Origin of the sequence: Streptomyces sp. AC555_RSS877 (assembly GCF_019049245.1) — a bacterium.
GTDB lineage: Bacteria > Actinomycetota > Actinomycetes > Streptomycetales > Streptomycetaceae > Streptomyces.
On record NZ_JAGMUK010000040.1, the window covers coordinates 157,903 to 179,725 of the forward strand.

Annotated in this window: 21 protein-coding genes and 2 pseudogenes; 9 read left to right on the top strand and 14 right to left on the bottom strand. The window is 71.4% G+C overall.

All coding sequences use genetic code 11. The features are described 5' to 3' along the window. Nucleotides 1-315: 315 nt before the first annotated feature. Nucleotides 316-1,545, bottom strand: coding sequence for a glycosyltransferase (locus KUM49_RS18035; protein ID WP_217238239.1), 1,230 nt, complete (start codon nt 1,543-1,545; stop codon nt 316-318). Between the two features lie 203 nt (nt 1,546-1,748). On the opposite strand from KUM49_RS18035, the gene KUM49_RS18040 reads away from it, so the two are divergent. The 3 genes and pseudogenes from KUM49_RS18040 to KUM49_RS18050 all read left to right on the top strand — a co-directional run bounded on the left by KUM49_RS18040 (nt 1,749) and on the right by KUM49_RS18050 (nt 5,521). Continuing rightward, nucleotides 1,749-3,725, top strand: a complete 1,977-nt coding sequence (locus KUM49_RS18040; RefSeq protein ID WP_217237872.1) for a ricin-type beta-trefoil lectin domain protein — start codon at nt 1,749-1,751, stop codon at nt 3,723-3,725. A 154-nt stretch (nt 3,726-3,879) separates the two neighbouring features. After that, nucleotides 3,880-4,392: pseudogene (locus tag KUM49_RS18045) on the top strand (RNA polymerase sigma factor); the annotation flags it as partial. Between the two features lie 154 nt (nt 4,393-4,546). Then, nucleotides 4,547-5,521: a CU044_5270 family protein gene (locus KUM49_RS18050; RefSeq protein WP_217237873.1), complete on the top strand. Its 975-nt coding sequence runs from the start codon at nt 4,547-4,549 to the stop codon at nt 5,519-5,521. Here the strand turns inward: KUM49_RS18050 and KUM49_RS18055 are convergent. Continuing rightward, a pseudogene (locus KUM49_RS18055) lies at nt 5,522-5,620 on the bottom strand (bifunctional 5,10-methylene-tetrahydrofolate dehydrogenase/5,10-methylene-tetrahydrofolate cyclohydrolase); the annotation flags it as partial. A 32-nt stretch (nt 5,621-5,652) separates the two neighbouring features. After that, nucleotides 5,653-6,033 (bottom strand): nuclear transport factor 2 family protein, encoded by a 381-nt coding sequence (locus KUM49_RS18060; RefSeq protein ID WP_217237874.1) that lies wholly within the window; start codon nt 6,031-6,033, stop codon nt 5,653-5,655. A 173-nt stretch (nt 6,034-6,206) separates the two neighbouring features. Here KUM49_RS18060 and KUM49_RS18065 point away from each other — a divergent pair, with 173 nt between their 5' ends. Further along, nucleotides 6,207-6,500: a hypothetical protein gene (locus KUM49_RS18065; protein ID WP_217237875.1), complete on the top strand. Its 294-nt coding sequence runs from the start codon at nt 6,207-6,209 to the stop codon at nt 6,498-6,500. 58 nt (nt 6,501-6,558) lie between these two features. Here the strand turns inward: KUM49_RS18065 and KUM49_RS18070 are convergent, their stop codons facing one another. From KUM49_RS18070 to KUM49_RS18095, 6 genes are all read right to left on the bottom strand, one after another. Beyond that, nucleotides 6,559-7,767, bottom strand: a complete 1,209-nt coding sequence (locus tag KUM49_RS18070) for a type III PLP-dependent enzyme (RefSeq protein ID WP_217237876.1) — start codon at nt 7,765-7,767, stop codon at nt 6,559-6,561. After that, complete coding sequence (locus KUM49_RS18075) at nt 7,764-9,497, bottom strand: IucA/IucC family siderophore biosynthesis protein (RefSeq protein WP_217237877.1); 1,734 nt, start codon at nt 9,495-9,497, stop codon at nt 7,764-7,766. Before KUM49_RS18075 ends, KUM49_RS18070 begins: the two co-directional genes overlap by 4 nt. Next, nucleotides 9,497-9,676 carry a hypothetical protein gene (locus KUM49_RS18080; RefSeq protein WP_217238282.1) on the bottom strand — a complete coding sequence of 60 codons (180 nt, stop codon included), beginning with the start codon at nt 9,674-9,676 and terminating at the stop codon, nt 9,497-9,499. The genes KUM49_RS18075 and KUM49_RS18080 overlap by 1 nt, the downstream gene beginning before the upstream one ends. Further along, nucleotides 9,673-11,403 carry an IucA/IucC family protein gene (locus tag KUM49_RS18085; RefSeq protein WP_217237878.1) on the bottom strand — a complete coding sequence of 577 codons (1,731 nt, stop codon included), beginning with the start codon at nt 11,401-11,403 and terminating at the stop codon, nt 9,673-9,675. The genes KUM49_RS18080 and KUM49_RS18085 overlap by 4 nt, the downstream gene beginning before the upstream one ends. Beyond that, a complete protein-coding gene (locus KUM49_RS18090; protein WP_217237879.1) occupies nt 11,400-12,572 on the bottom strand; it encodes an acetyl-CoA carboxylase biotin carboxylase subunit family protein in 1,173 nt (390 codons plus the stop codon). The genes KUM49_RS18085 and KUM49_RS18090 overlap by 4 nt, the downstream gene beginning before the upstream one ends. 80 nt (nt 12,573-12,652) lie before the next feature. After that, nucleotides 12,653-12,862 (bottom strand): hypothetical protein, encoded by a 210-nt coding sequence (locus KUM49_RS18095; RefSeq protein WP_217237880.1) that lies wholly within the window; start codon nt 12,860-12,862, stop codon nt 12,653-12,655. Between the two features lie 174 nt (nt 12,863-13,036). Here KUM49_RS18095 and KUM49_RS18100 point away from each other — a divergent pair, with 174 nt between their 5' ends. Continuing rightward, nucleotides 13,037-13,882, top strand: coding sequence for a (2Fe-2S)-binding protein (locus KUM49_RS18100; RefSeq protein ID WP_217237881.1), 846 nt, complete (start codon nt 13,037-13,039; stop codon nt 13,880-13,882). A gap of 13 nt (nt 13,883-13,895) precedes the next feature. Here KUM49_RS18100 and KUM49_RS18105 read toward each other — a convergent pair whose 3' ends face one another. Further along, nucleotides 13,896-15,650, bottom strand: coding sequence for an ABC transporter ATP-binding protein (locus KUM49_RS18105; protein ID WP_217237882.1), 1,755 nt, complete (start codon nt 15,648-15,650; stop codon nt 13,896-13,898). Nucleotides 15,651-15,814: 164 nt separating this feature from the next. On the opposite strand from KUM49_RS18105, the gene KUM49_RS18110 reads away from it, so the two are divergent. From KUM49_RS18110 to KUM49_RS18125, 4 genes are all read left to right on the top strand, one after another. After that, entirely contained in the window at nt 15,815-16,903 is a 1,089-nt protein-coding gene (locus tag KUM49_RS18110) for an S-(hydroxymethyl)mycothiol dehydrogenase (protein WP_217237883.1), read from the top strand. Further along, the gene (locus tag KUM49_RS18115; RefSeq protein WP_217237884.1) at nt 16,903-17,532 is read left to right on the top strand and encodes an MBL fold metallo-hydrolase; all 630 of its coding nucleotides are present in this window, start codon (nt 16,903-16,905) and stop codon (nt 17,530-17,532) included. The genes KUM49_RS18110 and KUM49_RS18115 overlap by 1 nt, the downstream gene beginning before the upstream one ends. A 10-nt stretch (nt 17,533-17,542) precedes the next feature. Beyond that, entirely contained in the window at nt 17,543-17,917 is a 375-nt protein-coding gene (locus KUM49_RS18120; protein WP_217238240.1) for a DUF4180 domain-containing protein, read from the top strand. Nucleotides 17,918-18,006: 89 nt separating this feature from the next. Then, nucleotides 18,007-18,921, top strand: a complete 915-nt coding sequence (locus KUM49_RS18125; RefSeq protein WP_217237885.1) for an SDR family oxidoreductase — start codon at nt 18,007-18,009, stop codon at nt 18,919-18,921. An 83-nt stretch (nt 18,922-19,004) separates the two neighbouring features. Here the strand turns inward: KUM49_RS18125 and KUM49_RS18130 are convergent, their stop codons facing one another. From KUM49_RS18130 to KUM49_RS18145, 4 genes are read right to left on the bottom strand one after another with little or no spacing between them, the layout of a single operon-like run. After that, on the bottom strand, nt 19,005-19,736 hold the full coding sequence (locus KUM49_RS18130) for a TetR/AcrR family transcriptional regulator (RefSeq protein ID WP_217237886.1): 732 nt from the start codon (nt 19,734-19,736) through the stop codon (nt 19,005-19,007). 20 nt (nt 19,737-19,756) lie between these two features. After that, on the bottom strand, nt 19,757-20,380 hold the full coding sequence (locus tag KUM49_RS18135; RefSeq protein ID WP_217237887.1) for a class E sortase: 624 nt from the start codon (nt 20,378-20,380) through the stop codon (nt 19,757-19,759). Nucleotide 20,381: 1 nt separating this feature from the next. Further along, nucleotides 20,382-20,555, bottom strand: coding sequence for a hypothetical protein (locus KUM49_RS18140; protein WP_217237888.1), 174 nt, complete (start codon nt 20,553-20,555; stop codon nt 20,382-20,384). A gap of 46 nt (nt 20,556-20,601) precedes the next feature. Further along, entirely contained in the window at nt 20,602-21,687 is a 1,086-nt protein-coding gene (locus tag KUM49_RS18145) for a glycosyltransferase family 2 protein (RefSeq protein ID WP_217237889.1), read from the bottom strand. Nucleotides 21,688-21,823 lie beyond the last annotated feature (136 nt).

Here is a 21,823-nt window from a genome sequence, read left to right on the forward strand (position 1 = left end):
TCGCCCATTCGCCGCGGGGCGTGTCCGGCATGGGAGCGCCGGGGTGGGGCACCCGGGTGGACGGCGTCCGCAACCCGGTTGCCGTGCGGTGTCCGGCGGCCTGCGGTCGGCCGGACCAGCCGGACCAGCTCAGCGCCGGTGCGATGCACGCCCGGCTGGATACTTGTCCGAGCGTGCCTCGTCGTTCAACCGGCGCATGTCTGAGCCTGCCTTGCCGGTCGGCCGGTGCACGTCTGCGCCGCCTGTCTGGCCGCCCGGCAGGATCCTTGTGGCCGGGCGGGTCTCCCCGTTCGGCCGGTGCACGTCTGAGCCTGCCTAAGTCTTCAGCCGGTTCACCGCCTCCAGCACCGGCGTGACCCCGTCCTCGCTCCGGATGCGTGCCCCCAGCGCCCGCGCCCGCTCCCCGTATCCGGGATCACGGGAGGCCCGTACGAGCGCAGTGGCCAGCGTGTCGGACGTCAGGCGGCGCAGCGGCAGAGCGCGGGGGGCCACGCCCAGGCCGACCAGTCGTGCCGCCCAGAAGCCCTCGTCGAACTGGACCGGCACCGGAACGGCCGGTACTCCTGCCCGCAGCCCGGCCGCGGTGGTGCCCGCGCCCGCGTGGTGGACGACGGCCGCCATCCGCGGGAAGAGCAGGGAGTGCGGGACCTCGTCGATGGTCAGCAGGTCGTCGCCGGAGGCCTCCAGCCCGGCCCAGCCCCGCTGGATCACCCCGCGCAGCCCGGCCGCCCGCAGGGCGCGCACGATCTCGGCACCGAGCCGCCGTGGATCGGGCACGGTCGCGCTGCCCAACCCGACGAAGACCGGCGGCGGTCCGGCGTCGACGAAGTCCTCCAGTTGGGCCGGGAGCCGGTCCGTGCCGTCGTACGGCCACCAGTAGCCCGCCACGTCGAGGCCTGCCCGCCAGTCGCGCGGCCGGGCGACGACCAGCGGGCTGAAGCCGTGCAGCACCGACCACCCCTGCCGCTCCCGGGACCACAGCCCCGCCGTGGTGCGGGCCCGGGGCAGCCCCAGCCGGGCCCGCAGGGGTGGTACGGCCGCGGCGAAGACGTGCTCGAGGGCCAGGCTCACGCCCACCCCGGCGACGCGGTTGCCGACGGAGCCCCAGGAGCCGACGCCCAGCATCGGCGGCGCGAACTCCCGGGTGGGGGAGAGGGGTTGGAGGTGGACGCCGATGCTCGGCAGGGACAGCCCCTCGGCGATGGTGTGCCCCAGCGGGCCGAGGGAGGCGGCCACGAGCAGTGCGTCGCTCGTGCGGGCCGCGGCCACCAGGTCGTCGGTCATCCGACCGGCCAGCGCCCGCGCCATCGCGGCCACCCGCACCAGCTTGCCGACGCCGGACGCGCTGCGGTGCAGCCCCTGCCCGCGCGAGGACTCCAGCTCCGCCCGCGGGTCCACCGGCAGCGGATGGAACCGCAGCCCCGCCCGCGCCGCGAGCGGCTCGAACCGGGCGTGGGTGACCAGGGTGACCTCGTGTCCGGCACGGGCCAGACCGTGCCCCAGGCCGGTGTAGGGGGCCACGTCACCCCGGGATCCCGCTGTCATGATGGCTACGCGCACGACGGCCAGTATGGCGGCGGACCGCCCGCCCCGGGCGAACGGCCCCATCACGACAACGAGTTCACGCCTGTCGCATCCGTTGACTTGACTCCCCGGTGGCTCTACGTTCGGCGCGCACAGTGTTCGGAACGCCGATCTCCGTTCGAAATATCGACCGTGCTCGGGTTCCTCCCCCATGAAGGAGCCGCATGTATCCCCCGCCGCGATCATCCCGCGCGACCCTCAGAGGTCTCGCGCAGCGCTGCAGAGCCACCGCCGTCCGCGCCCTCGTCCTCGTCCTGACCGCGACCGCCGCACTGCTGTTCGCCCAGCCGACCCCGGCACAGGCGGCGACGACCCGTCAGATACCGGTGACCACCGCCCCGATGGGCTGGGCCTCCTGGAACAGTTTCGTCGCGAAGATCGACTACAACGTGATCAAGCAGCAGGTCGACGCGTTCGTCGCGGCGGGCCTGCCTGCGGCCGGATACAAGTACATCAACATCGACGAAGGCTGGTGGCAGGGCACCCGGGACGCCGCCGGCAACATCACGATCGATGAGACCGAGTGGCCGGGCGGCATGAAGGCCATCGCCGACTACATCCACAGCAAGGGCCTGAAGGCGGGCATCTACACCGACGCCGGCAAGGACGGCTGTGGCTACTACTTCCCGACGGGCCGGCCCGCCGCGCCCGGCTCGGGCAGCGAGGGCCACTACGACCAGGACATGCTCCAGTTCTCCAAGTGGGGCTTCGACTTCGTGAAGGTCGACTGGTGCGGTGGCGACGTGGAGGGCCTCGACGCGAAGACCACGTACCAGGCCATCAGCGACGCCGTCACGAAGGCCACGGCCACCACGGGCCGCCCGCTCACCCTCTCGCTCTGCAACTGGGGCTACCAGAACCCGTGGAACTGGGCCCCGGGCCAGGGCGCGATGTGGCGGACCAACACCGACATCATCTACTACGGCAACAAGCCCTCCATGGCGAGCCTGCTGACCAACTACGACACCAACCTGCACCCCACGGCCCAGCACACCGGCTACTACAACGACCCGGACATGCTGATGGTCGGCATGGACGGTTTCACCGCCGCCCAGAACCGCACCCACATGAACCTGTGGGCGATCTCCGGCGCCCCGCTCCTGGCCGGCAACAACCTGGCCACCATGACCGCGGAGACCGCCGCGATCCTGAAGAACCCCGAGGTCATCGCGGTCGACCAGGACTCGCGCGGCCTCCAGGGCGTCGAGGTCGCCGAGGACACCACCGGGGCGCAGGTCTACGGCAAGGTCCTGTCCGGCGCCGGCAACCGCGCGGTCGTCCTGCTCAACCGCACCTCGGCCGCCAAGAACATCACCGTGCGCTGGTCGGACCTGGGCCTGACCAACGCGGGCGCCACCGTCCGTGACCTGTGGGCACGCGCCGACATCGGTTCGTACGGCACGAGTTACACGGCGAGCGTCCCGGCGGGCGGCTCGGTGATGCTCACGGTCACCGGCGGCACGGAGGCGGCGAGCAGTACCTACACCGGAACGTCGAACTTCACCGGTGTGGTCGCCGGAAGCACAGGCCTGAAGACCGTCGACGTCTCCTACACCAACAACACCTCCACCGCCCGCACGGCCACCCTGAAGGTCAACGGCCAGACGCCCACCACGGTCTCCTTCCCGCCGACCGGATCGAGCCCGGGCACCATCTCCGTCGCGGCCTCCCTGTCCAAGGGCTCCGCCAACACGCTCGCCTTCTCGGGAGCGTCCGGCATCGACTCGATCACCGTGCGGCCCCTGCCCGGCACGAACGGCACCCTGGCGGTCGGCAAGCAGTCCGGCCGCTGCCTCGACATCTACGACAACACCATCACCAACGGCACCCAGGCGGGGCTTTGGGACTGCAACGGCGGCCCGAACCAGTCGTGGACCCACACCTCCCGCAAGGAACTCGTGGTCTACGGCAACAAGTGCCTGGACGCCTACGACCGCGGCACCACCAACGGCACCAAGGTCGTCATCTGGGACTGCAACGGCCAGAGCAACCAGCAGTGGAACGTGAACAGCGACGGCACCCTCACCAACGTCAACGCCGGGCTCTGCCTCGACGCGAACAACAACGGCACGGCCAACGGCTCGCTGCTCGTGCTGTGGTCGTGCAACGGCGGCGACAACCAGAAGTGGACGCTGACGTAGCCGCCTAGGGGGACACACCAGCAACGCCACCGCGGCGCCGCCGACAGGCGGCGCCGCACAGGCCGGGAAGCGATGCCCCTCGATGTCGTTGCGAGCGACGAGGGTCACGAAAGACAGGTGTGACGATCACGAAGGTGCCGGACACGAACGGAACATGAGCAACGACGAAAACTTCGCCGCTGCCTATCGCGAGCACTACTGGGCGGTCAGCCGCTACGTCGCGCGGCGGTTGGACGGGCGGACCAGCGAGGTGGAAGAAGTGGTGGCGGAGGTGTTCACGGTCGCCTGGCGCCGCCGGGCCGACCTGCCGGTGTCCCCACTGCCCTGGCTGTACGGCGTGGCACGCAACTGCCTGGCCAACGCGGTACGCGGCCACGGGCGCCGCCGCCGACTCGTCGACCGGCTCGGCAACGACGACACCGCACACGGGCGGCACATCGCGGCAGGCCCCGACACCGAGACACCGGGCGGCTGGGTGCACGACGCCCTCGCCCGGCTCTCCCCGGCCGACCGGGAGGTACTGCGCCTGACGGCCTGGGAGGAACTCGGCATCGACGAGGTCGCCGTCGCCCTCGGCTGCGGCCGACGGGCAGCCTCGATGCGGCTGCACCGGGCCCGCCGCCGGCTGAGAGCCGAGATCGACCGAATGTCCCCCGCGAGCGCCGCGGACCCGCACGTGCCGAGCCGGGTGACTTCGTCGAGCAGGGCGATCCCGTCGGACGCGGCGGCCTCGGCAGACGCGACGGCCTCGTCGCATGCGGCGCCCCCGTCGAACCGGCCCACCCCGTCGCACCCGATCAACTCGTCGAAGGAACACGGCCATGGCTGACGAACTGGAACTCCTGCGCCGCGCCAACCCGGTCCCGGTCGACGCGCCCCACTTCGGTGAGGGCCCCCTGGACCACCACGCCGAGCGGCACCTCAACCGGCTGCTGCACGAGCCGGCCCCGGCCTCCCGCAGCCGCGCCCGACTGGCCTGGGGCCTCGTCGCGACCGCCGTCGTCGCCGCCCTCGCGCTGGCCCTCGTGCTCGGCAGCCCGAACACGCCCCCCGCGGCCGCCGCCCCCCGCCCGCTGGTCGTGCAGGCCGGCTCCACGCCCGTACCTCTTCGGGTGCTGGCCGAGCGTGCCGGGCAGGACGCCGCCGACGGTTCGCCCGCGCTGCGCAAGGGCACGCACGTCCTGTCGTGGAGCATGGGCATGTCGCAGGACAAGCCCCCGGTCACGCTCGCCGAAGAGCGGATCGTGCGCTGGAGGGCCGACGACAGCCACACGGAACTGGTCGTGGCGACCGACCCGCGGCATCCCGGCCGGCCGGTCATGTCCGACGAGGACGGCGAGCCCCGCCTGGTCGAGGACGGCCACGTCGTCAGCAGAAGGACCTTCGGCCCGAGCTGGAGCGACGCGCCGCCCCAGTCGCCGCCGCCGCACGATCCGACGCGGCTGCGCGCCTACCTCCAGGAGGCGCAGTACACCAACACCCCCCTGACCACGCCCGAACTGCTCGACGCCGTGGGCGTACTGCTCGACCACTGGACCCTCGGCGCCCGCGAGGACGCGGCGGTCGGCCGCCTCCTCGCCGACACCGAGGGGCTGCGGCCGGTCGGCCAGGTGACCGACCGTCTCGGCCGGCGCGGGCAGGCGTACGTCTACGACGATGAGGGCGCCCGTCGGATGCTGATCATGGACCCGGTCACCGGCGCCGTCCTGGGGCTGGAGGCCACCTTCACGGTCGACGAGCCGGAGTACGGCGTCAGCGCGGGCGACGTCATGGAGTACAGCGTCTGGATGCGCTGATCACCGCCGGAGTCGCCGGGTGGCGGCGTCCACGGACTGTTCCAGCAGCGTGGCGACAGTCGTCGGTCCGACGCCACCCGGCACCGGCGTGATCAGGGAACCTCAGCGCCGGTCACGGCCCGCCGCCGGGACTAGCCTCCTGCCTCCTCGTCCCAGGCCTGGATCATGGTCTGGTCGACGATCTTCCCGTCCCGCAGTGACACCATCGACTCTGCGAACACGCGTACCCCGTCGGAGTACTCGCAGCTCTCCGTGAAGGCGACACGGTCGTCCTGGACGACGCACTGCTCCAGCTTGTGACCCTTGATGTCGCGGCTGTAGACGTCCTCCAGCATCTCGCTGATCTCGTCCCGGCCGTGCAGGACCTTGGGGTGGCTGGGCTGGGTGTTGCGGTCCACGACGCGGATCTCCGCGTCGTCCGCGTAGAGCGACAGAAGACCCGCCGCGGTGTGTCCTTCGATGGCCCGGCGCAGGGTTTCGGCGTCGAACCCGGAACGTGCCGCACTGCCCATGGTGACCTCCTTCGAAGGCCGCGGCCCGGCGAGGAGCGGGCCGCGAGGTGCCTCTCTCTTCGAGACTCCTCCGCCCCGGCACGCTCGGCAAGCGCAGTCCGCGCGCTGCGCCTGACGGGTGGGCGACAGCCGCCGCCCGTGTCCGACACGGCCCCGACGGCGTTGCTGTTTGCGTGATCTCAGCACGACGTATCGTCGCCGCCGTGGGTCTCGCCGTCGGGGTCACCGGCCTCGCCGCTCCGCTCGCGAACGCGGCCGACGCGGCTGCTCCGAGCGTCGGTCAGCTGAACCCCATCACCACGCTCGACTCGCTCGCCACGAGCGACCTGCCCGCTGAGCACCAGGCGGAGATGCCGCGGGTCGCGCAGCAGTTGGGCCAGCTCAACCGCCTCAACGACCTGAACGAGCTGCACCAGCTCACCGATCTGGTCGCCCCGGTCACGAACGTGCTGCCCGGCCTCAGCTAGGCACCCGCGCACCCTCGAGGGCCGCCCCTGACCGGGCGGCCCTTTCCGTTGCCCGGTGTCACACGTTCTCGTCCTCCGCGTCGAGGAAGTGGAAGCCGGGCCGCGGGTGCATCAGGAAGTCGTGATGCGAGATGTTCCAGGCGTAGGCACCCGCCAGCGCGAACGCCACCCGGTCCCCGGCTCTCAGCCCGGGGGCGCGCAGGTTCCGGGCCAGGACGTCCTTCGGGGTGCACAGTTGTCCGGCCACGGTGATCCGCTCGCCCTCCGCCGCCGGGCGTGGCCACGGGTGCGGCCAGGCGTCCACCGCCAGTACGGAACAGGGCTGGTCGTGCCCTTTCGTCGCCGGGGTCCGCAGATGGTGGGTGCCGCCCCGCACGACGGCGAACTCCTCGCCGTGGCTGTGCTTGACGTCCAGCACCTCCGTGACGTACCAGCCGCAGTACGCCGTCAATGCCCGCCCCGGCTCCATCCGCAGCGTGAGGCCCGGGTGCGCCTCGGTCAGCCGGGCCAGACCCTTGCCGTAGGCGGCCCAGTCGAAGAGGCGCTCCGGGCGGGTGTAGTCGACGGTCATGCCGCCGCCGACGTTCACCTCGGCGAGCGGCACGCCGAGCCCCGTCGCCCACGAGACGACGGTCTCGGCCACTGCCAGCTGCTCGGCCGCTTCCAGGCCGCTCGCCAAGTGGGCGTGGACGCCCCGCAGTTCGAGGTGGGGGTAGGTGCCGTCGGCGAGCGCACGGACGGCTTCGCGAGCCTGCGCGGGGTCCATGCCGAAGGGCGTCGGCCGCCCTCCCATCGTCAGTGAACTGCCCGCCAACGAGCCGTCGGGGACGGGCAGGTTGACGCGTGGCAACACCGCCACCCGCCGCCCCGGCGCGTACCGTCGCGCCAGCTCGGCCAGCACGCGCAGCTCGTACGCACTCTCCACGTGGAAGCGCTCGACGCCCCGTTCCAGCGCGGCCGTCACCTCGTCCGGCGTCTTGCCCGGCCCCCCGAAGGCGAGCGGGCGTCCCGGGACCGCGTCGGCGACATGGGCGAGTTCGCCGCCCGATGACACCTCGTAGCCGTCGACGTACGGACCGAGTGCGGCAAGGATCTCCGGCTCCGGGTTGGCCTTGGCCGCGTAGTACACCTCGACGCCTTCGGGCAAGGCGTCCCGCACGGCGGCGGCGTGGGCGCGCAGTGCCGTCAAGTCGTAGACGTAGGAAGGGAGTCCGGTGGAGGGAAGGGAGCGGGCACGGTCGTGGACCGCGGGCGTCGCGCCGGTCATCGGGTGCTCCCGGCCGTGTCGCGCAGGACGTCCTCGACGAGAGGGGACGGCAGCCGGACGTATCCGGCCTCCCGGTCGGCCTTGCGCTCCCAGCGGGTGAGCAGGTTGGCCTTGGCGGGCAGCGGCACCCCGGCGAGCAGGGCGGCCAGGCGCGGCGGACAGCCGCTGCGGTCGGCGTACGCCCGCAGGGTGTCCCGGACTCGGCCCCACAGCTCGGCCTCGGCTCGCGGGTGCAGGTCGGCGAGGGCGGCGAGCAGCTCGGCGACGTGGTTGACCAGCAGGCAGTACACGACCCGGTCCCAGCCGCGCTGTGCGTCGTACGTCAGCGGGCCCGCGACCTCGGGCGTCAGGGCCGCCAGGGCCTCGGCGTGGTACTCGGGGACGAGCTTGGTGCCCTCCAGGTCGCGGAAGAGGACCTGGGCGGGCATGCCGTCGCCGTCGACGCAGATCAGGACGTTCTGCAGGTGCGGTTCCAGGACCAGGCCGTGGTCGAAGTAGGCGGCCAGGACGGGTGGCAGGAGGAGACCGAGGTACGCCGACCACCATGCGAGGGCCCGCTGTTCGTCCGCGCCGGCGAGGAGGCGGGAGATGTGGGCGGGGCCGGTCGGGTACTCGTCGGCGACGGCGCCGGCGAGCAGGGGAGTGGTGCCCGGGGCGAGCCGGCGCGGCAGCCCTTCGCGGACGATGACGCCGAAGCCTTCGAACAGTGCGCGGTCCGGTGTGCCGTCGGGGCCGGGCAGGGCGAGCGTGCGGTAGGCGGGCTCGCGGAGCACCGCGCTGCCGGGGAAGCGCCGGGTGAGGTCGGCGAGCGCCGGGGCCAGGGCACGGGTGAGGGCGACGGCGCCGGACAGCTCGTAACTGCTGTTCTTGCGCAGGCAGTTGGTGATCCGCACGTTCAGGCTGAACTTCAGGAACGTCTGGCCGTCGTACAGGGTGCGCACGGACGCGGTGGCGGCGAAGGGCTGTCCGCCCGGGCCGAGGTCGAGGATGTCGCCGTCGGCGAGGGCCGCGCGCAGGGCCGGATGCCCGCTGAGCGTCTGGTACTGCCAGGGGTGGGCCGGCAGCAGCCGGTACCCGTCCGGGACGTCCGCGCGCTGCCGGTCCAGCGGGGCGACGGCCTGGGGGTCGGCGAACTCCTCGGCGACCAGGTGCGTACGGACGGCGAGGTGCCGCAGCGGGAACGCGGCCCCGGCCTCCGGGGCGTACGCGGACCAGGCGCGCGGGTCACCGGTGCGGGCCTTGGGCGTGGGGTGGAAGCGGTGCCCGAACAGCAGCGACTGCTCGGAGGCGAGGTACGCCGAGAGGCGGTCGTCCGGAGCTTGGTCGGCTCGTACGGTGAGCAGGGCGGCCCCGACCGCCTGGTGGCTGGAGGCGATCTGCTCCAGGAACTCCTCGTTGCGCACGCCGGTGCGCAGCCACAGCTCGTCGTGCGTGTACTCGGCCAGGCGTCGCCAGTCCAGCTCCGCCCAGCCGCCCTGGCTCTGCTCGCTCACCGGGCCGGTGAACCGGTGGGCGCCGAGCAGGGAGCTGCGGCGCAGGGCGACGCGCAGCAGGACCCCGCGGCGCGGCAGCCGCAGCAGCAGGCGGCCGTCGGTGACGACGGACTGGTGCTCGGGGCCGGACACCTCGCGCAGCAGACAGTTCAGGAGGGTGTGGGCCACCACCTCGTCGGCGGTGGGCAGCCCGGCGGGGGCGGCGGTGCGGGCGGGCGGGTGGGTGAGGGAGGGCATCAACGGCTCCAGCGGGTGCGGAACTTCAGCGGGGGGAGGGTGACAGAGAGGACGGTGACGGCGGCGGCACCGCCGGTAGGTACGGGTGCGGCCGGGCCGAAGCGGGCGCTGCCCGCCACCGCGCGCACCCGGCCCCCGGCCGAACGAGGAGCGCGGCATCCGCAGGGCTCGGCACTCATGCCGAACCCTCGGCGAGAAGCAGGTAGTTGGGGCCGGTGGTGTAGTGCTTGTTGATGTCGGCGGCGCCCGAACGTGCCTTGGTCAGCAGCGTCCCGGCGGTCACCATCGCCTTCACCGGCAGGGTCGGCGCGTCCAGGACCCGGGCGCGCAGCACGGCCCCGGCCTCCCCGCCGAGCCGGTCCACCGCCTCCGCCAGCCGGTCCCGTACCAACCCCAGCAGCACGGGCAGCGGGGCGCGACCTTGCCGGGCCAGCCCGAACGCGTAGGCACCCGCACAGAGATGGACGGTGATGGTGGCGAACAGGTCGGCGATCGGCCCGTCGTCCCGGCCGAAGGTCCGCACGTCGTCGAAGGCCCACGGCCCGGGGAGCAAAGGGGCCAGCCGCCCGGTGTTGACACGGGGACCGTCGTTGTCCTTGAACAGCAGCCGCACGCTGCCCCGGCGCAGCACCAGCGAGATGTTCTGCTGGTGCGACTCCAGGGCGATGCCGTACCCGAACAGGGTGGTCTGCCAGTCGAACAGCAGCGTCAGACACGCGTCGAGGAGGGCGAGCGGGTCTCCGTCGTGGAAGCGGTCGGCGAGGTGGTCGAGGACCATGCGTCCGTCGGGGGCCTCGGCGAGGAGCGCCGCCATCGGTACGACCGCCGAGTCGTCGAGCCCGGCCGGGTGGCGGCGGCACAGGACGGCAAGCAGTTCGTGCCCGGCGTGCGCGTACGTCGTCTCGTCGGCGTGCAGGATCGTGCCCCAAAACCGGGGTTCACGGGCGATCACCGCCTCCAGGAGCCGCTGCCCCACCGCTCCGTCCACGAGCGTCCCGGGCTTGATGGACCGCTTGTTGCGCAGCCCCAACGTGGCTGTGACCAGGGGAAGTTTGAGGTGCACCGACGGGTCCGCGGCCGTCGCCACCGTACGCATCGACAGCGTCGGTACGACGTCGAGGTGGGCCCGCTCGGCGAGCACGGCGCTGTCCGCGAGGCCGGCCTCCCGCAGCGCCGCGTCCAGCGGGGCACCGACGGTCGACGGATGCACCGGCAGCGCCACATGCGTGTGCTCGACCCGGGGCAGGCCGAGGACCTTCGGCGTCGGCCAGAACCGCGGGAGTGTGCCGGTCAGGGCGACCGCGTCCCGGGGCACGGCGAGCCAGCGCAGTGCGAACCGCGGATGGAACTCCGGCGCGTACCGGCGCAGTTGCTCCTCGGTCAGGCCCGAGCGTCCGCGCGCGGTGGGGTACACGGGATGGTCGAGCCGGGCGGCGAGCGTGTCGTACGCCAGGCCTGCGGCCGGGCCGGTCCAGCGTGCCGGGGCCTCGCCGTACAGGTCGGTCAGCTGCCCGGCCACCTCGGACCGGGTCGCCGCGTGCAGCCGCAGCGTGGCCAGCGTCTGACGGCACTCCTCGGCGAACGCGTCGAAGCCGCCCCGGTCCTCCGGCTCGGCGAGCGAACGCAGCGCGCCCAGCACGCTGTCGTACGAGGTCAGCTCGGCGCCGTCCGACGCGCGCAGGAGGAGGGGCAGCCGTGCGGCGTACACGCACTGGTAGCCGTCCTCGGCGACGGGCATGAGCAGGGCGTCGCCTTCCGGTGTCACCAGCCGCAGCCAGTCGCCGTCCGGCCGGGGCACCAGCGTGCTGCGGGTGCGCAGTCCCACCACGTCCTCGCGCAGCAGGGCGCTCAGTACCCGGGTCAGCAGCTCCGCCTCGCAGGTGTCCGTGATGCTCGGCGCGGTCACGGCTGGATCTCCCAGCGCCGGGCGACCAGGAACTCGGCCGCGACGCGGTCCACCGCGCACTGGTCGGTGCCGACGGCCCGCAGGACACCGAGGTAGTCGCGGTTGGTGCGGTACAGCTCGTGCCGCTCGCCCACCGTACGCAGCGGACGGTACGTCAGATACACCCCGTCGACGGCGAGTTCGGTGGCGGCGGGGGCGCCGACCAGGGTCCCGGCGCGGTCGGCGCACGGGTACTCCAGACGTGCGGCCCCGTCACTGCGGGCGCCCAGGCCGGCCGGCAGCGGCTCGCCGAGGTGGGTGCGCAGGATGTGCTCGAAGAGCGGTATTTCCAGCAGCCGGGCCAGCAGCAGGTCGCACTGGTCGCCGATGGCACGGTAGTTGACCTCGATGATCCGCGCCCGTCCCGCGTGCACGACGAACTCGGTGTGGCAGGCGCCGAACCCGACGCCCAGGGCGTCCAGTTGCGCCAGGATCTGCGCGACGACCGGCTCGGGATGCGCCGGGACGAAGGTGAGACTCTTCTCGACGAAGTACGGCGGCGGCGACAGCTCGGTGTGGAAGCCGCCCAGAACATGGCGGGCGGTGCCGTCGCCGAGGGTTTCCAGCGTGTACAGCTCGCCGGGAAGGTACTCCTCGACGACCAGTACGGCGCCCGGGCGCCGCCCCAGGATCTTTGCGGAGTACGACACCAGTTCCTCGGCGTTCCCGACGAGGACGACGTCCTCGCTGGCCACGCCCTCGCGCGGCTTGAGCACGCAGGGGTAGGGCGCGTCGAGCGCGGCGGGTTCGGTGAGCTCGGCCGACCACACGCTGTCCACGCCGGCCGCGGTGAGCCGGCGGCGCATCTCGGCCTTGTCCTTGGTGCGCAGCGTGGCCCGCCAGTCCTTGCCGGGGAGGCCGAAGTAGGCGGCGGCCAGGGCGGCCTGGGTCTGGAGGTGGTCGCTGTTGGTGAAGACGGCGTCGGGCCGGTGGTGCGTGGAGATTCGCGTGATCACGGCCCGGAAGTCACGGACATCGCACTCCAGGATCTCCACGTCCGGATACGTTGCACGGTGCGCGTCGGGCTGGTCGGTGAGGACGGTGACGTCCAGGCCCAGCCGGGCGGCGGCGGGCAGGAAGCCCTCCGTGACGGAGTCGGTGGGATTGAGGGCGAGCAGGTACAGGCGCATGACTGGGCAGGAACTTCCGCTAGCGGGCGGGGGGTCGAAGGTGCGGGCCGCGCTCGTGGCGACGGCCCGCCGCGAGCGCGTCAGGCGGTGGTGGCGCAGTGCCGTATCGCGGTGCCGTTCCTGACGACCAGCCAAGTGCCGGCGAGCTCAGGCGCGAGGACGGCGACGAGCGCGGCGGCGACCGTGGCCGGGGGCGCGGGGCGGGCGCCGGGGGCGAGACTCGGCGCGGCACAGAGCAACAGGGCTCCGGGTCCGGCGAGGGAGAGAGGTCCGTGCCTGGTCGCGGTCACGAAGCGTGAGCTTAGGTGAGGCTTGCTTTGCTGGCCAAATGGCTGTGGCCCCGCTGTGACGTGCGCTTCTTTCGGCCGTGCACGGGAACCCCCTTGATCACCACTCCGGGATCTTATAGATAAGGTAAGCCTTGCCTACCTTGATTCCGCCGATTTCCCTGCCCTGGAGCGTCGATGTCCGTGGCCCTGAAGACCTCTCCGGACGGTGCAGTCGCCCACGCCCTCGCCGACGCCTACCGGCGCCTGACCGGCGTGTGTGAAGCGCTCGACGTGCGGGTCGCGGAACCGGGCGACGCGGCGGCGCAAGAGGGCGTGCCGGCAGGGGAACTGGTATCCGACCAGCACGTGCTCGACGCCTTCGTCGACGCCGAGGCCGCCCGGATCGAGGACCGCTACGGGACCGCCCCGCGCCGCCACGTCGCCGCCTCCCGCGCCCTGCACGACTACGCCTGGACCGTCGGGCTGCTGATGGGCGGCGTCTGGTACCTCGAACGGCGGGTGCCCCGGATCCGGCCCGAGGATCTCCGGCTCGACCTCGCCTCCGCCACATACGTGATCACCCCGGGCACCGACCTCGCCTGTCTCCCCGGCGACCCCGTGGCCACACTGCCCGGAGTGCTGACTCTCCCTCAGGAGGAGCAGCTGCGGGCCGCGTTGCGGATGGCGGTCGCCGATCACATGCGTCCACTGCTGGCCGCGATCGGTCCGACGGCACGACGCGGCGCGCGCACCCTGTGGGGCATGGTCTCCGACGACCTCGTCTCCGGGATCTGGTACCTCGGCCGGATGCTCGGACAGGAGGACGACGCCCTGCGGGCCGCCACCGAGGTCCTGCCGGCCCCCGTGCCGCCGTACCCCTCCGGCGCCGGCTTCCGCCACCTGGTGGGCGACGACGGCCGACGGCACGTCACCCGCACCCGCGCCGGCTGCTGCATGTTCTATGCGATCCGGCCCGCCGAGGCCTGCGTGACCTGCCCCCGCACCGGCGACGCGGAACGACTGCGCCGCCTCGAGAACTGAGCGGCCGGACGGCTCACCCGGCCGTCGCGAGGAACTGCGTGGCGGCCAGCTCCGCGTACAGCGGGTCGGCGGCGACCAACTCCCGGTGCGTGCCCACCGCCCGTACCCGCCCCGCGTCCATCACGACGATCCGGTCCGCCATCGTCACCGTCGACAGCCGGTGGGCGACCACGAGCACCGTGGTCGTCCGGGCGACATCGGCGACCGTGTCGCGCAGCGCCGCCTCGTTCACCGCGTCCAGCTGCGACGTGGCCTCGTCGAGAAGGAGCAGCCGCGGGCGGCGCAGCAGGGCACGGGCGATGGCGACCCGCTGGCGCTCACCGCCCGACAGCCTGGTCCCGCGATGTCCGACCAGTGTGTCGAGGCCGGCGGGCAGGCGGGAGACCAGGCCGTCGAGCCGGGTCGTCTTCACCACCCGGGCGACGGCCTCCTCGTCCGCGTCCGGGTTGCCCAGCAGCAGATTGTCCCGCAGCGAACCCGACAGGACCGGGGCGTCCTGCTCCACGTACCCGATGGCGGAACGGAGACCGGGCAGATCCCAGTCCGCGAGGTCCCGGCCGTCCAGCCTCACCGTCCCGGACTCCGGGTCGTAGAACCGCTCGATGAGCGAGAAGACGGTGGTCTTGCCCGCCCCCGACGGCCCGACGAACGCCGTCATGCCCTGGGCGGGCACGGCGAACGTCACCCCGTGATGGACGTACGGCAGATCCTCCGCGTACCGGAACCGGACGTCCTCGAAGGCGACGGACGCGGGTTCCGCTCCCGTGGACGGCAGCGGCGCGGGCTCGGCCGCCGGCTCGGCGGGCAGCCGCATGGCCTCCTGGATGCGGGTGAGGGCCGCGGCGCCCGTCTGGTACTGCGTGATCGCGCCGACGACCTGCTGGATCGGCGACATGAGGTAGAACACGAACAGCAGGAACGCCACCAGCGTGCCCACGTCGATCGCCCCGGTCGCCACCCGCGCCCCGCCGGCCGCGAGCACCGTGATGAACGCGATCTGCATGGCCAGGCCCGCCGTGTTGCCCGCCGCGGCCGACCACTTGGCGGCCCGCACGCTCTGCCGCCACGACTCCTCGGCCGCCTCGTGCAGCGTCCGCTCCTCACGGTGCTCGGCGCCGGACGCCTTCACCGTGCGCAGCGCGCCGAGTATCCGCTCCAGCGAGGCCCCCATCACGCCCACCGCGTCCTGCGCCTGCCGGCTCGCCCGGTTGATGTGCGGCACGATCACCCCGAGAACCGTGCCCGCGCCCGCGATCACCGCCATCGTCACGGCGAGCAGCACCGGATCCACCAGGCCCATCATGACCACCGTCGCGACCAGCGTGAGCCCGCCGGTGCCCAGACCCACCAGCGAGTCCGTGGTGACCTCCCGCAGCAGCGTGGTGTCCGAGGTGATCCTCGCCATCAGATCGCCCGGTTCGCTGCGGTCCACGGCCGCGATCCGCAACCGCAGCAGATACGACGACAGGCTGCGCCGCGCCCCGAGCACCACCGACTCGGCGGTGCGCCGCAGCACGAACGAACCCAGAGCCCCCAGCGCCGCGTTGGTGATCACCAGCCCCGACATGAGGACCAGCCAGCCGGTGATGGCCCGGTCGTGCGACAGGTCGTCGATCAACTCCCGGGCCACCAACGGAAGCATCAGCCCCGTCGCCCCCGTGACGAGCGAGAGCGCGGCACCCGCCAGCAGCGCCCACCGGTGCGGCCGTACGTATCCGAGGATCAGCCGCCACGCGGGCGGTCCGGTCTCGGTCTCTGCGATGCTCACGATGCTCCCTCGGGCCTGCCTGCGGGCGGAGCGTTCAGGCTACGTCGGCGCCGACGCGAGGCGCCTTCCGGTGGGCGTCGCCTCGTGATGCCGCCCCGTTACTGATCAGTCAGACGTAGGGTCGGGGCAGGGACAGACACGAGCCGAGGGAAGGGGCCGGCACCATGGCGCAGGAAGTACGCGGCGTGATCGCACCGGGCAAGGACGAGCCGGTGCGACTGGAGACCATCGTGGTGCCGGACCCCGGCCCCGGTGAGGCCGTGGTGCAGGTGCAGGCCTGCGGGGTCTGTCACACCGACCTGCACTACAAGCAGGGCGGCATCAGCGACGACTTCCCCTTCCTGCTAGGGCACGAGGCGGCGGGTGTCGTCGAGGCCGTCGGCGCCGATGTCACCGACGTCGCCCCTGGTGACTTCGTGATCCTGAACTGGCGCGCGGTGTGCGGACGGTGCCGGGCCTGTCTGCGCGGGCGGCCGTGGTACTGCTTCGACACCCACAACGCCGGGCAGAAGATGACCCTCGCGTCGACCGGCCAGGAGCTGTCCCCGGCGCTGGGCATCGGGGCGTTCGCCGAGAAGACGCTGGTGGCGGCCGGGCAGTGCACCAAGGTGGACCCCTCGGTCTCGGCACAGGTCGCGGGCCTTCTGGGCTGCGGAGTGATGGCCGGCATCGGCGCCGCGATCAACACCGGACAGGTCGGCCGCGGAGACACGGTCGCCGTCATCGGCTGCGGCGGCGTCGGTGACGCGGCGATCGCCGGAGCGAACCTGGCGGGCGCGGCGAAGATCATCGCGGTCGACATCGACGACCGCAAGCTGGAGACCGCCCGCACCATGGGCGCCACCCACACCGTCAACTCCCGCGAGACCGATCCGGTGGAGGCGATCCGCGAGCTGACCGGCGGGTTCGGCGCGGACGTCGTGATCGAGGCGGTCGGCCGCCCGGAAACCTACAAGCAGGCCTTCTACGCCCGCGACCTGGCCGGCACGGTGGTCCTGGTCGGCGTGCCCACCCCCGAGATGAAGCTCGAACTGCCGCTCCTCGACGTCTTCGGCCGCGGCGGCTCCCTGAAGTCCTCCTGGTACGGCGACTGCCTGCCCAGCCGCGACTTCCCCATGCTGATCGACCTGCACCTGCAAGGCCGCCTGGACCTGGGGGCGTTCGTGTCCGAGACCATCGAACTCACCGACGTGGAGAAGGCCTTCGAGCGCATGCACCACGGCGACGTCCTGCGCTCGGTGGTGGTGCTCTGATGACCCCGCGCGTCGAACGCCTCGTGACCTCCGGCCAGTTCACCCTCGACGGCGGCACCTGGGACGTCGACAACAACGTGTGGATCGTCGGCGACGACCACGAAGCGATCGTCATCGACGCCGCCCACGACGCCGACGCCATCGCCGAGGCCGTCGGCGACCGCCGGCTGACCGCCATCGTGTGCACCCACGCCCACAACGACCACATCGACGCCGCGCCCGCACTCGCCGAGCGCACCGGAGCCACCATCTGGCTCCACCGCGACGACCTGCCGCTGTGGAAGCAGACCCACCCGGACCGGGACCCCGACGCCTGGCTGCAGGACGGCCAGGTCATCGAGGCCGCCGGCGCCGACCTGCGCGTCCTGCATACCCCCGGGCACGCGCCCGGCGCGGTCTGCCTGTACGACCCGGCCCTCGCCACCGTCTTCACCGGCGACACCCTCTTCCAGGGCGGCCCCGGCGCCACCGGCCGCTCCTACTCCCACTTCCCGACGATCATCGACTCGATCCGGGACCGTCTGCTCGCTCTCCCGCCCGAGACGAAGGTCCTCACCGGCCACGGCGACCCGACGACCATCGGGGCGGAGGCCCCGCAGCTTCAGGAGTGGATCACCCGTGGTCACTGACGAAGCCGCCATGTCCGCCGACGACGTCGTGCGCCTGAACGACGTGGGCATCCTGCGTTGCGCCCCCGACGGACCGGCCCTCGACGGCGAACGCGCGGCGCTCGACCTGATCGGCGACGCGTTCGGACGGGACGCCCAGGTGGTCGCCGTGCCCGTGGAGCGGGTGGCCGAGGAGTTCTTCCGGCTGCGGTCGGGGGTCGCGGGCGCGGTCATGCAGAAGTTCGTGAACTACCGGCTGCGCCTCGCCGTCGTGGGAGACGTCTCCGCTCATGTCACCGGGAGCACGGCTCTGCGCGACTTCGTCCACGAGACGAACCAGGGCGGCCACATCTGGTTCGTGGCGGACTTCGACGCGCTGGAGGAGAAATTGCGCGCGGCCGGGTGATCTCGCCCTGAAAGACGACAGAAGGTGTCCGGCTTACCCGCCACCCTCGTAGCGAGACCCATCGCAGACAGGGAAACGGGAGGCCGGACATGCCGGAACAGCTGACGGGCAAGGTGGCACTGGTCGCCGGGGCGACCCGGGGAGCCGGACGGGGCATCGCCGTGGAACTCGGGGCGGCCGGCGCCACGGTGTACGTCACCGGCCGCAGCACCCGGACCCGCCGCTCGGAGTACGACCGACCCGAGACCATCGAGGACACCGCCGACCTCGTCACCGAAGCCGGCGGCCACGGCATCGCCGTCCCCACCGACCACCTCGACCCGGCGCAGGTCCGCACCCTCGTCGACCGCATCACCGACGAGCAGCGCCGCCTCGACGTCCTCGTCAACGACATCTGGGGCGGCGAGCACCTCTTCGCCTGGGACGCCCCCGTCTGGGAGCACGACCTCGACAAGGGCCTCAGGCTGCTCCGGCTCGCCGTCGAGACGCACGCCATCACCAGCCACCACGCCCTGCCGCTGCTCCTGCGCCACCCCGGGGGACTGGTGGTGGAGATGACCGACGGCACCGCCGAGTACAACCGCGACACCTACCGGAACAGCTTCTTCTACGACCTCGCCAAGGCGTCCGTCCTGCGGATGGCCTTCGCGCTCGGTCACGAGCTCGGACCGCACGGCGCCACCGCCGTCGCCCTCACCCCCGGCTGGCTGCGGTCGGAGATGATGCTCGACAACTTCGGCGTGCGCGAGGACGACTGGCGCGAGGCCGCCGCCCGTGTCCCCCACTTCGCCATCTCCGAGACACCCCGCTATGTGGGCCGCGCGGTGGCCGCCCTCGCCGCCGATCCCGAGGTGGCGCGGTGGAACGGCCAGTCCCTCTCCAGCGGCGGACTCGCCCAGGTGTACGGCTTCACCGACCTCGACGGCAGCCGCCCGGACGCCTGGCGGTACCTCGTCGAGGTCCAGGACGTGGGCAAACCGGCAGACACCACCGGTTACCGGTGACCCGCGGTGCCACGCATGCCGGCGCGACGCGCCGGCATGGGGGGGCACCGCACTCGCCCGGCTGCTCGCAGGCCGGCACGGCGCTACCCGCTCACTCCTGGGGAACGGCCGAGCAGCGCGTCCAACCCGGCGACCAGGCCCTCGGGCCCGCCTCGCTCGGCGAGGGCGGGAGCGGTCTCGCGGAGCCTGGGCAACTCCCGGGGCGGCATGCGGTGCAGTCCGAGACGGAACGTGGGGTCCGGTTCCTCGGGGTCGTCCACCGTGGCTGAGAGGTCCACCCACGTGTACCCGAGGGCCCAGGCGGTGAAGGCGCGGAAGACGGCGGCGGAACCGGCCGCGTCGAACCCGGCGTCCCGGAGCAGCCCGAGCACCCGCTCATGATCCCTGAGGACCGCCGGCGACCGCCGCGCCAGCGGGACCGCCATCATGCGAGTGGAGAGCAGCGGTACCGCCTGGGGGTGGTCGACGCAGACGTCGTAGGTGGTCAGGGCGATACGGCGCAGTCCGGCCCGCCAGTCCGGCCTCTCCGCGGCCGGTGGCGCCCGCTGAACGGGTGCCTCGGCCAGACGGCCCTCCAACTGTAGATAGAGGACCTCTACGAGCCCGTCCAGAAGGGCGTCCTTGCCCGGCGCGTAGCGATACAGGCTCATCGCCTCGACGCCGAGTTCGGCTCCCAGGCTGCGCATGCTCAATGCGGAAAGACCTTCACGGTCAACCAGTTCCAGGGCAGCGGCCAGCACACGCTCCCGGCTGAGTCTGGCGTGGCCTCCGCGGCCGGCGCGTCGACCCGGGGTCGACTCTGAATCATTCGTCATAGCGCGTGCCTCCGGTGGAATTACCCCTTGTCCAGCTCACCCCATGCCACCAGGCGGTGGACGTATGTGCCGTTCCACCCTCGGTCCGTACATGTGGTGAGAGTGATCCGGGCCTTGTCGGCCTTGCTGTCCGGTTCGTTGGGAACGGGAAGAACAACACCGATGTCAGAGGGGCTGACGACCTTGGTCCGGGTGACTCGATAGCTGTACTCGGTTCCCTCCCGCCCGACCTTGATCACATCCCCCTTTTCCAGCTCTGGGAGCCGATGAAACGGCTGTCCCCAGCCTGTCCGGTGACCGGCGACCGCAAAGTTTCCGACTTCTCCCGGCATCGCTGTTCCCGGAAAGTGCCCAGGACCCTTCTCAAGCGTCCCCCGGGAGACACCCTCAAGAATCACGGCGGAATATTCGGCGCCGAATCGAGGAATTTTCAGCACTGCTAGCGCGTCGCCTTCATGAAAAACAGGCTTCTTCTGGTCGGCTGCCGCCGAAGGGGCAGCCGACTTCCGAAGAACCTCATGAAGTTTCTGCTGGGTATCGCTGTATTCGTGGTCCGCCTGCCAGTTGTGGAGGAACGTGAATCCGACCAGGACCATACCGGCGAGCAGGAGGCCGATACCCAGAAGGCGCATGGCCCTTCTCATGTCAGGAGTCGTCCTTGATCTTGCGTGGAACCAGCCGCAGAACGGCAAATCCCGCAGAGATCAGAACGAATGCGATCATCCAGAACCAGATGCTGTCCGGCCCCCCGGTAAGGGGAAGCATTCCTGCCGCACCAGCGCTGCTGGCCGTGGTACCTGCGCCTGCGTAGTTCGCCATGACTCTCTCCTTTTTCTGCTCCGTGTTTTCGGTCACCGACTAAGAGTCACCAACTGCGCTCCCTTCGAAGGGCCGCAGCCGCGAGCGCGCGGATGTGCACTCCCTGGAGAAACAGGTCATAGAGCCACTCCGGTATGACCAGCATCGATGCGACCGATGCACGCCAGCCCCTGGATTTCACGGTGATCGCGCGCTCAATGGCGTAGAACGCTGTGAAGGCGAGCCAGAAGGGGGCGATCCTGAGACCCGTACCGGAGGCGAGGAACCATATGATCGAACCTATGTAAACGGTCGATATGGATGCCCCGAGGAACGCTATGACCTGCCTGACCCAACCTTCTGTGGTGTAGCGAGTCAGGCCGTAGTCGATCAGATTCTCCAGCGCTCCTCGCTTCCAGCGAAGCCGCTGCTTGGCGAGGGCACCCCAGGTTTCCATGACCTCAGTGCTCATGGTCGCCCGAGCCGGAGCGGTGATACGCCATCCGAGATGCTTCAGGGCGAGCGTGAGTTCGTTGTCCTCCGTCAATGCCTTCGTATCGTAGACTCCGTCGGCCGCGGGAAGCCGGCCGATCATTCGAGCGGCGAGAACGCCCTTCAGGCTTTCGACCTTGAAAAGGCAGGCGGTTCCGGTAAGGCACAGTACCTTGCCGTGCTTTCGTGCTGTGTCCCGAGCGTATCGAGCGAACTCGTTGCGCTGGAACGTTCCGCACAGCCTTCCGCCCGAGCGGCCGCGGAAATTCCCGCCTACGGCGCCGTATCCCTGTCTCATCTTGCGGTGAGTCATCTCGATGAAGTGGGGATCGAGATAGGTGTCGGCGTCCTGGATGAGGATTGCGTCGTCGTCCGAGAGGCTCGGCAGCAGTCTGTCCAGCGCCCCGTTGAGGTTGCCCGCCTTCTTGTGCCGATTGCCGGCCGAATGCCAGACCTCAGCACCCGCTTCGCGGGCGATCCGCTCCAGTTCCTGGGTTCGCCCGCCGTCTTTGTGCGGATCGAGGGTCACGATGATGCGATCTGCGGGACGTGTCTGTCCCTGGAGCGCCTCAAGGACGTGACGGAGGGAGTCCACCTCCTTGTAGGCCGGTATGAGCACCGTCACCGTTGCCGTGTCGCCCGGCAGTCCCGTGTCGATCATCAGGTGTCCCTTACGGAAGAAATATACGACGTATACATACATACGCCACTTCATCCGTAAACTCAAGAGTCGACCGGTTTTGCCTGGTCGGGAGGGTGTGGGGTGAGCCGGAGGTGGCGGTGGGTTGAGGGGGCGC

Excerpts from the sequence above, each read along its gene's own strand:
- KUM49_RS18035 (WP_217238239.1), bottom strand. The coding sequence starts at position 1,545 with ATGACAGCGGGATCCCGGGGTGACGTGGCCCCCTACACCGGCCTGGGG.
- KUM49_RS18040 (WP_217237872.1), top strand. The coding sequence starts at position 1,749 with ATGTATCCCCCGCCGCGATCATCCCGCGCGACCCTCAGAGGTCTCGCG.
- KUM49_RS18050 (WP_217237873.1), top strand. The coding sequence starts at position 4,547 with ATGGCTGACGAACTGGAACTCCTGCGCCGCGCCAACCCGGTCCCGGTC.
- KUM49_RS18060 (WP_217237874.1), bottom strand. The coding sequence starts at position 6,033 with ATGGGCAGTGCGGCACGTTCCGGGTTCGACGCCGAAACCCTGCGCCGG.
- KUM49_RS18070 (WP_217237876.1), bottom strand. The coding sequence starts at position 7,767 with ATGACCGGCGCGACGCCCGCGGTCCACGACCGTGCCCGCTCCCTTCCC.
- KUM49_RS18075 (WP_217237877.1), bottom strand. The coding sequence starts at position 9,497 with ATGCCCTCCCTCACCCACCCGCCCGCCCGCACCGCCGCCCCCGCCGGG.
- KUM49_RS18080 (WP_217238282.1), bottom strand. The coding sequence starts at position 9,676 with ATGAGTGCCGAGCCCTGCGGATGCCGCGCTCCTCGTTCGGCCGGGGGC.
- KUM49_RS18090 (WP_217237879.1), bottom strand. The coding sequence starts at position 12,572 with ATGCGCCTGTACCTGCTCGCCCTCAATCCCACCGACTCCGTCACGGAG.
- KUM49_RS18100 (WP_217237881.1), top strand. The coding sequence starts at position 13,037 with ATGTCCGTGGCCCTGAAGACCTCTCCGGACGGTGCAGTCGCCCACGCC.
- KUM49_RS18110 (WP_217237883.1), top strand. The coding sequence starts at position 15,815 with ATGGCGCAGGAAGTACGCGGCGTGATCGCACCGGGCAAGGACGAGCCG.
- KUM49_RS18115 (WP_217237884.1), top strand. The coding sequence starts at position 16,903 with ATGACCCCGCGCGTCGAACGCCTCGTGACCTCCGGCCAGTTCACCCTC.
- KUM49_RS18120 (WP_217238240.1), top strand. The coding sequence starts at position 17,543 with ATGTCCGCCGACGACGTCGTGCGCCTGAACGACGTGGGCATCCTGCGT.
- KUM49_RS18125 (WP_217237885.1), top strand. The coding sequence starts at position 18,007 with ATGCCGGAACAGCTGACGGGCAAGGTGGCACTGGTCGCCGGGGCGACC.
- KUM49_RS18130 (WP_217237886.1), bottom strand. The coding sequence starts at position 19,736 with ATGACGAATGATTCAGAGTCGACCCCGGGTCGACGCGCCGGCCGCGGA.
- KUM49_RS18135 (WP_217237887.1), bottom strand. The coding sequence starts at position 20,380 with ATGAGAAGGGCCATGCGCCTTCTGGGTATCGGCCTCCTGCTCGCCGGT.
- KUM49_RS18140 (WP_217237888.1), bottom strand. The coding sequence starts at position 20,555 with ATGGCGAACTACGCAGGCGCAGGTACCACGGCCAGCAGCGCTGGTGCG.
- KUM49_RS18145 (WP_217237889.1), bottom strand. The coding sequence starts at position 21,687 with ATGATCGACACGGGACTGCCGGGCGACACGGCAACGGTGACGGTGCTC.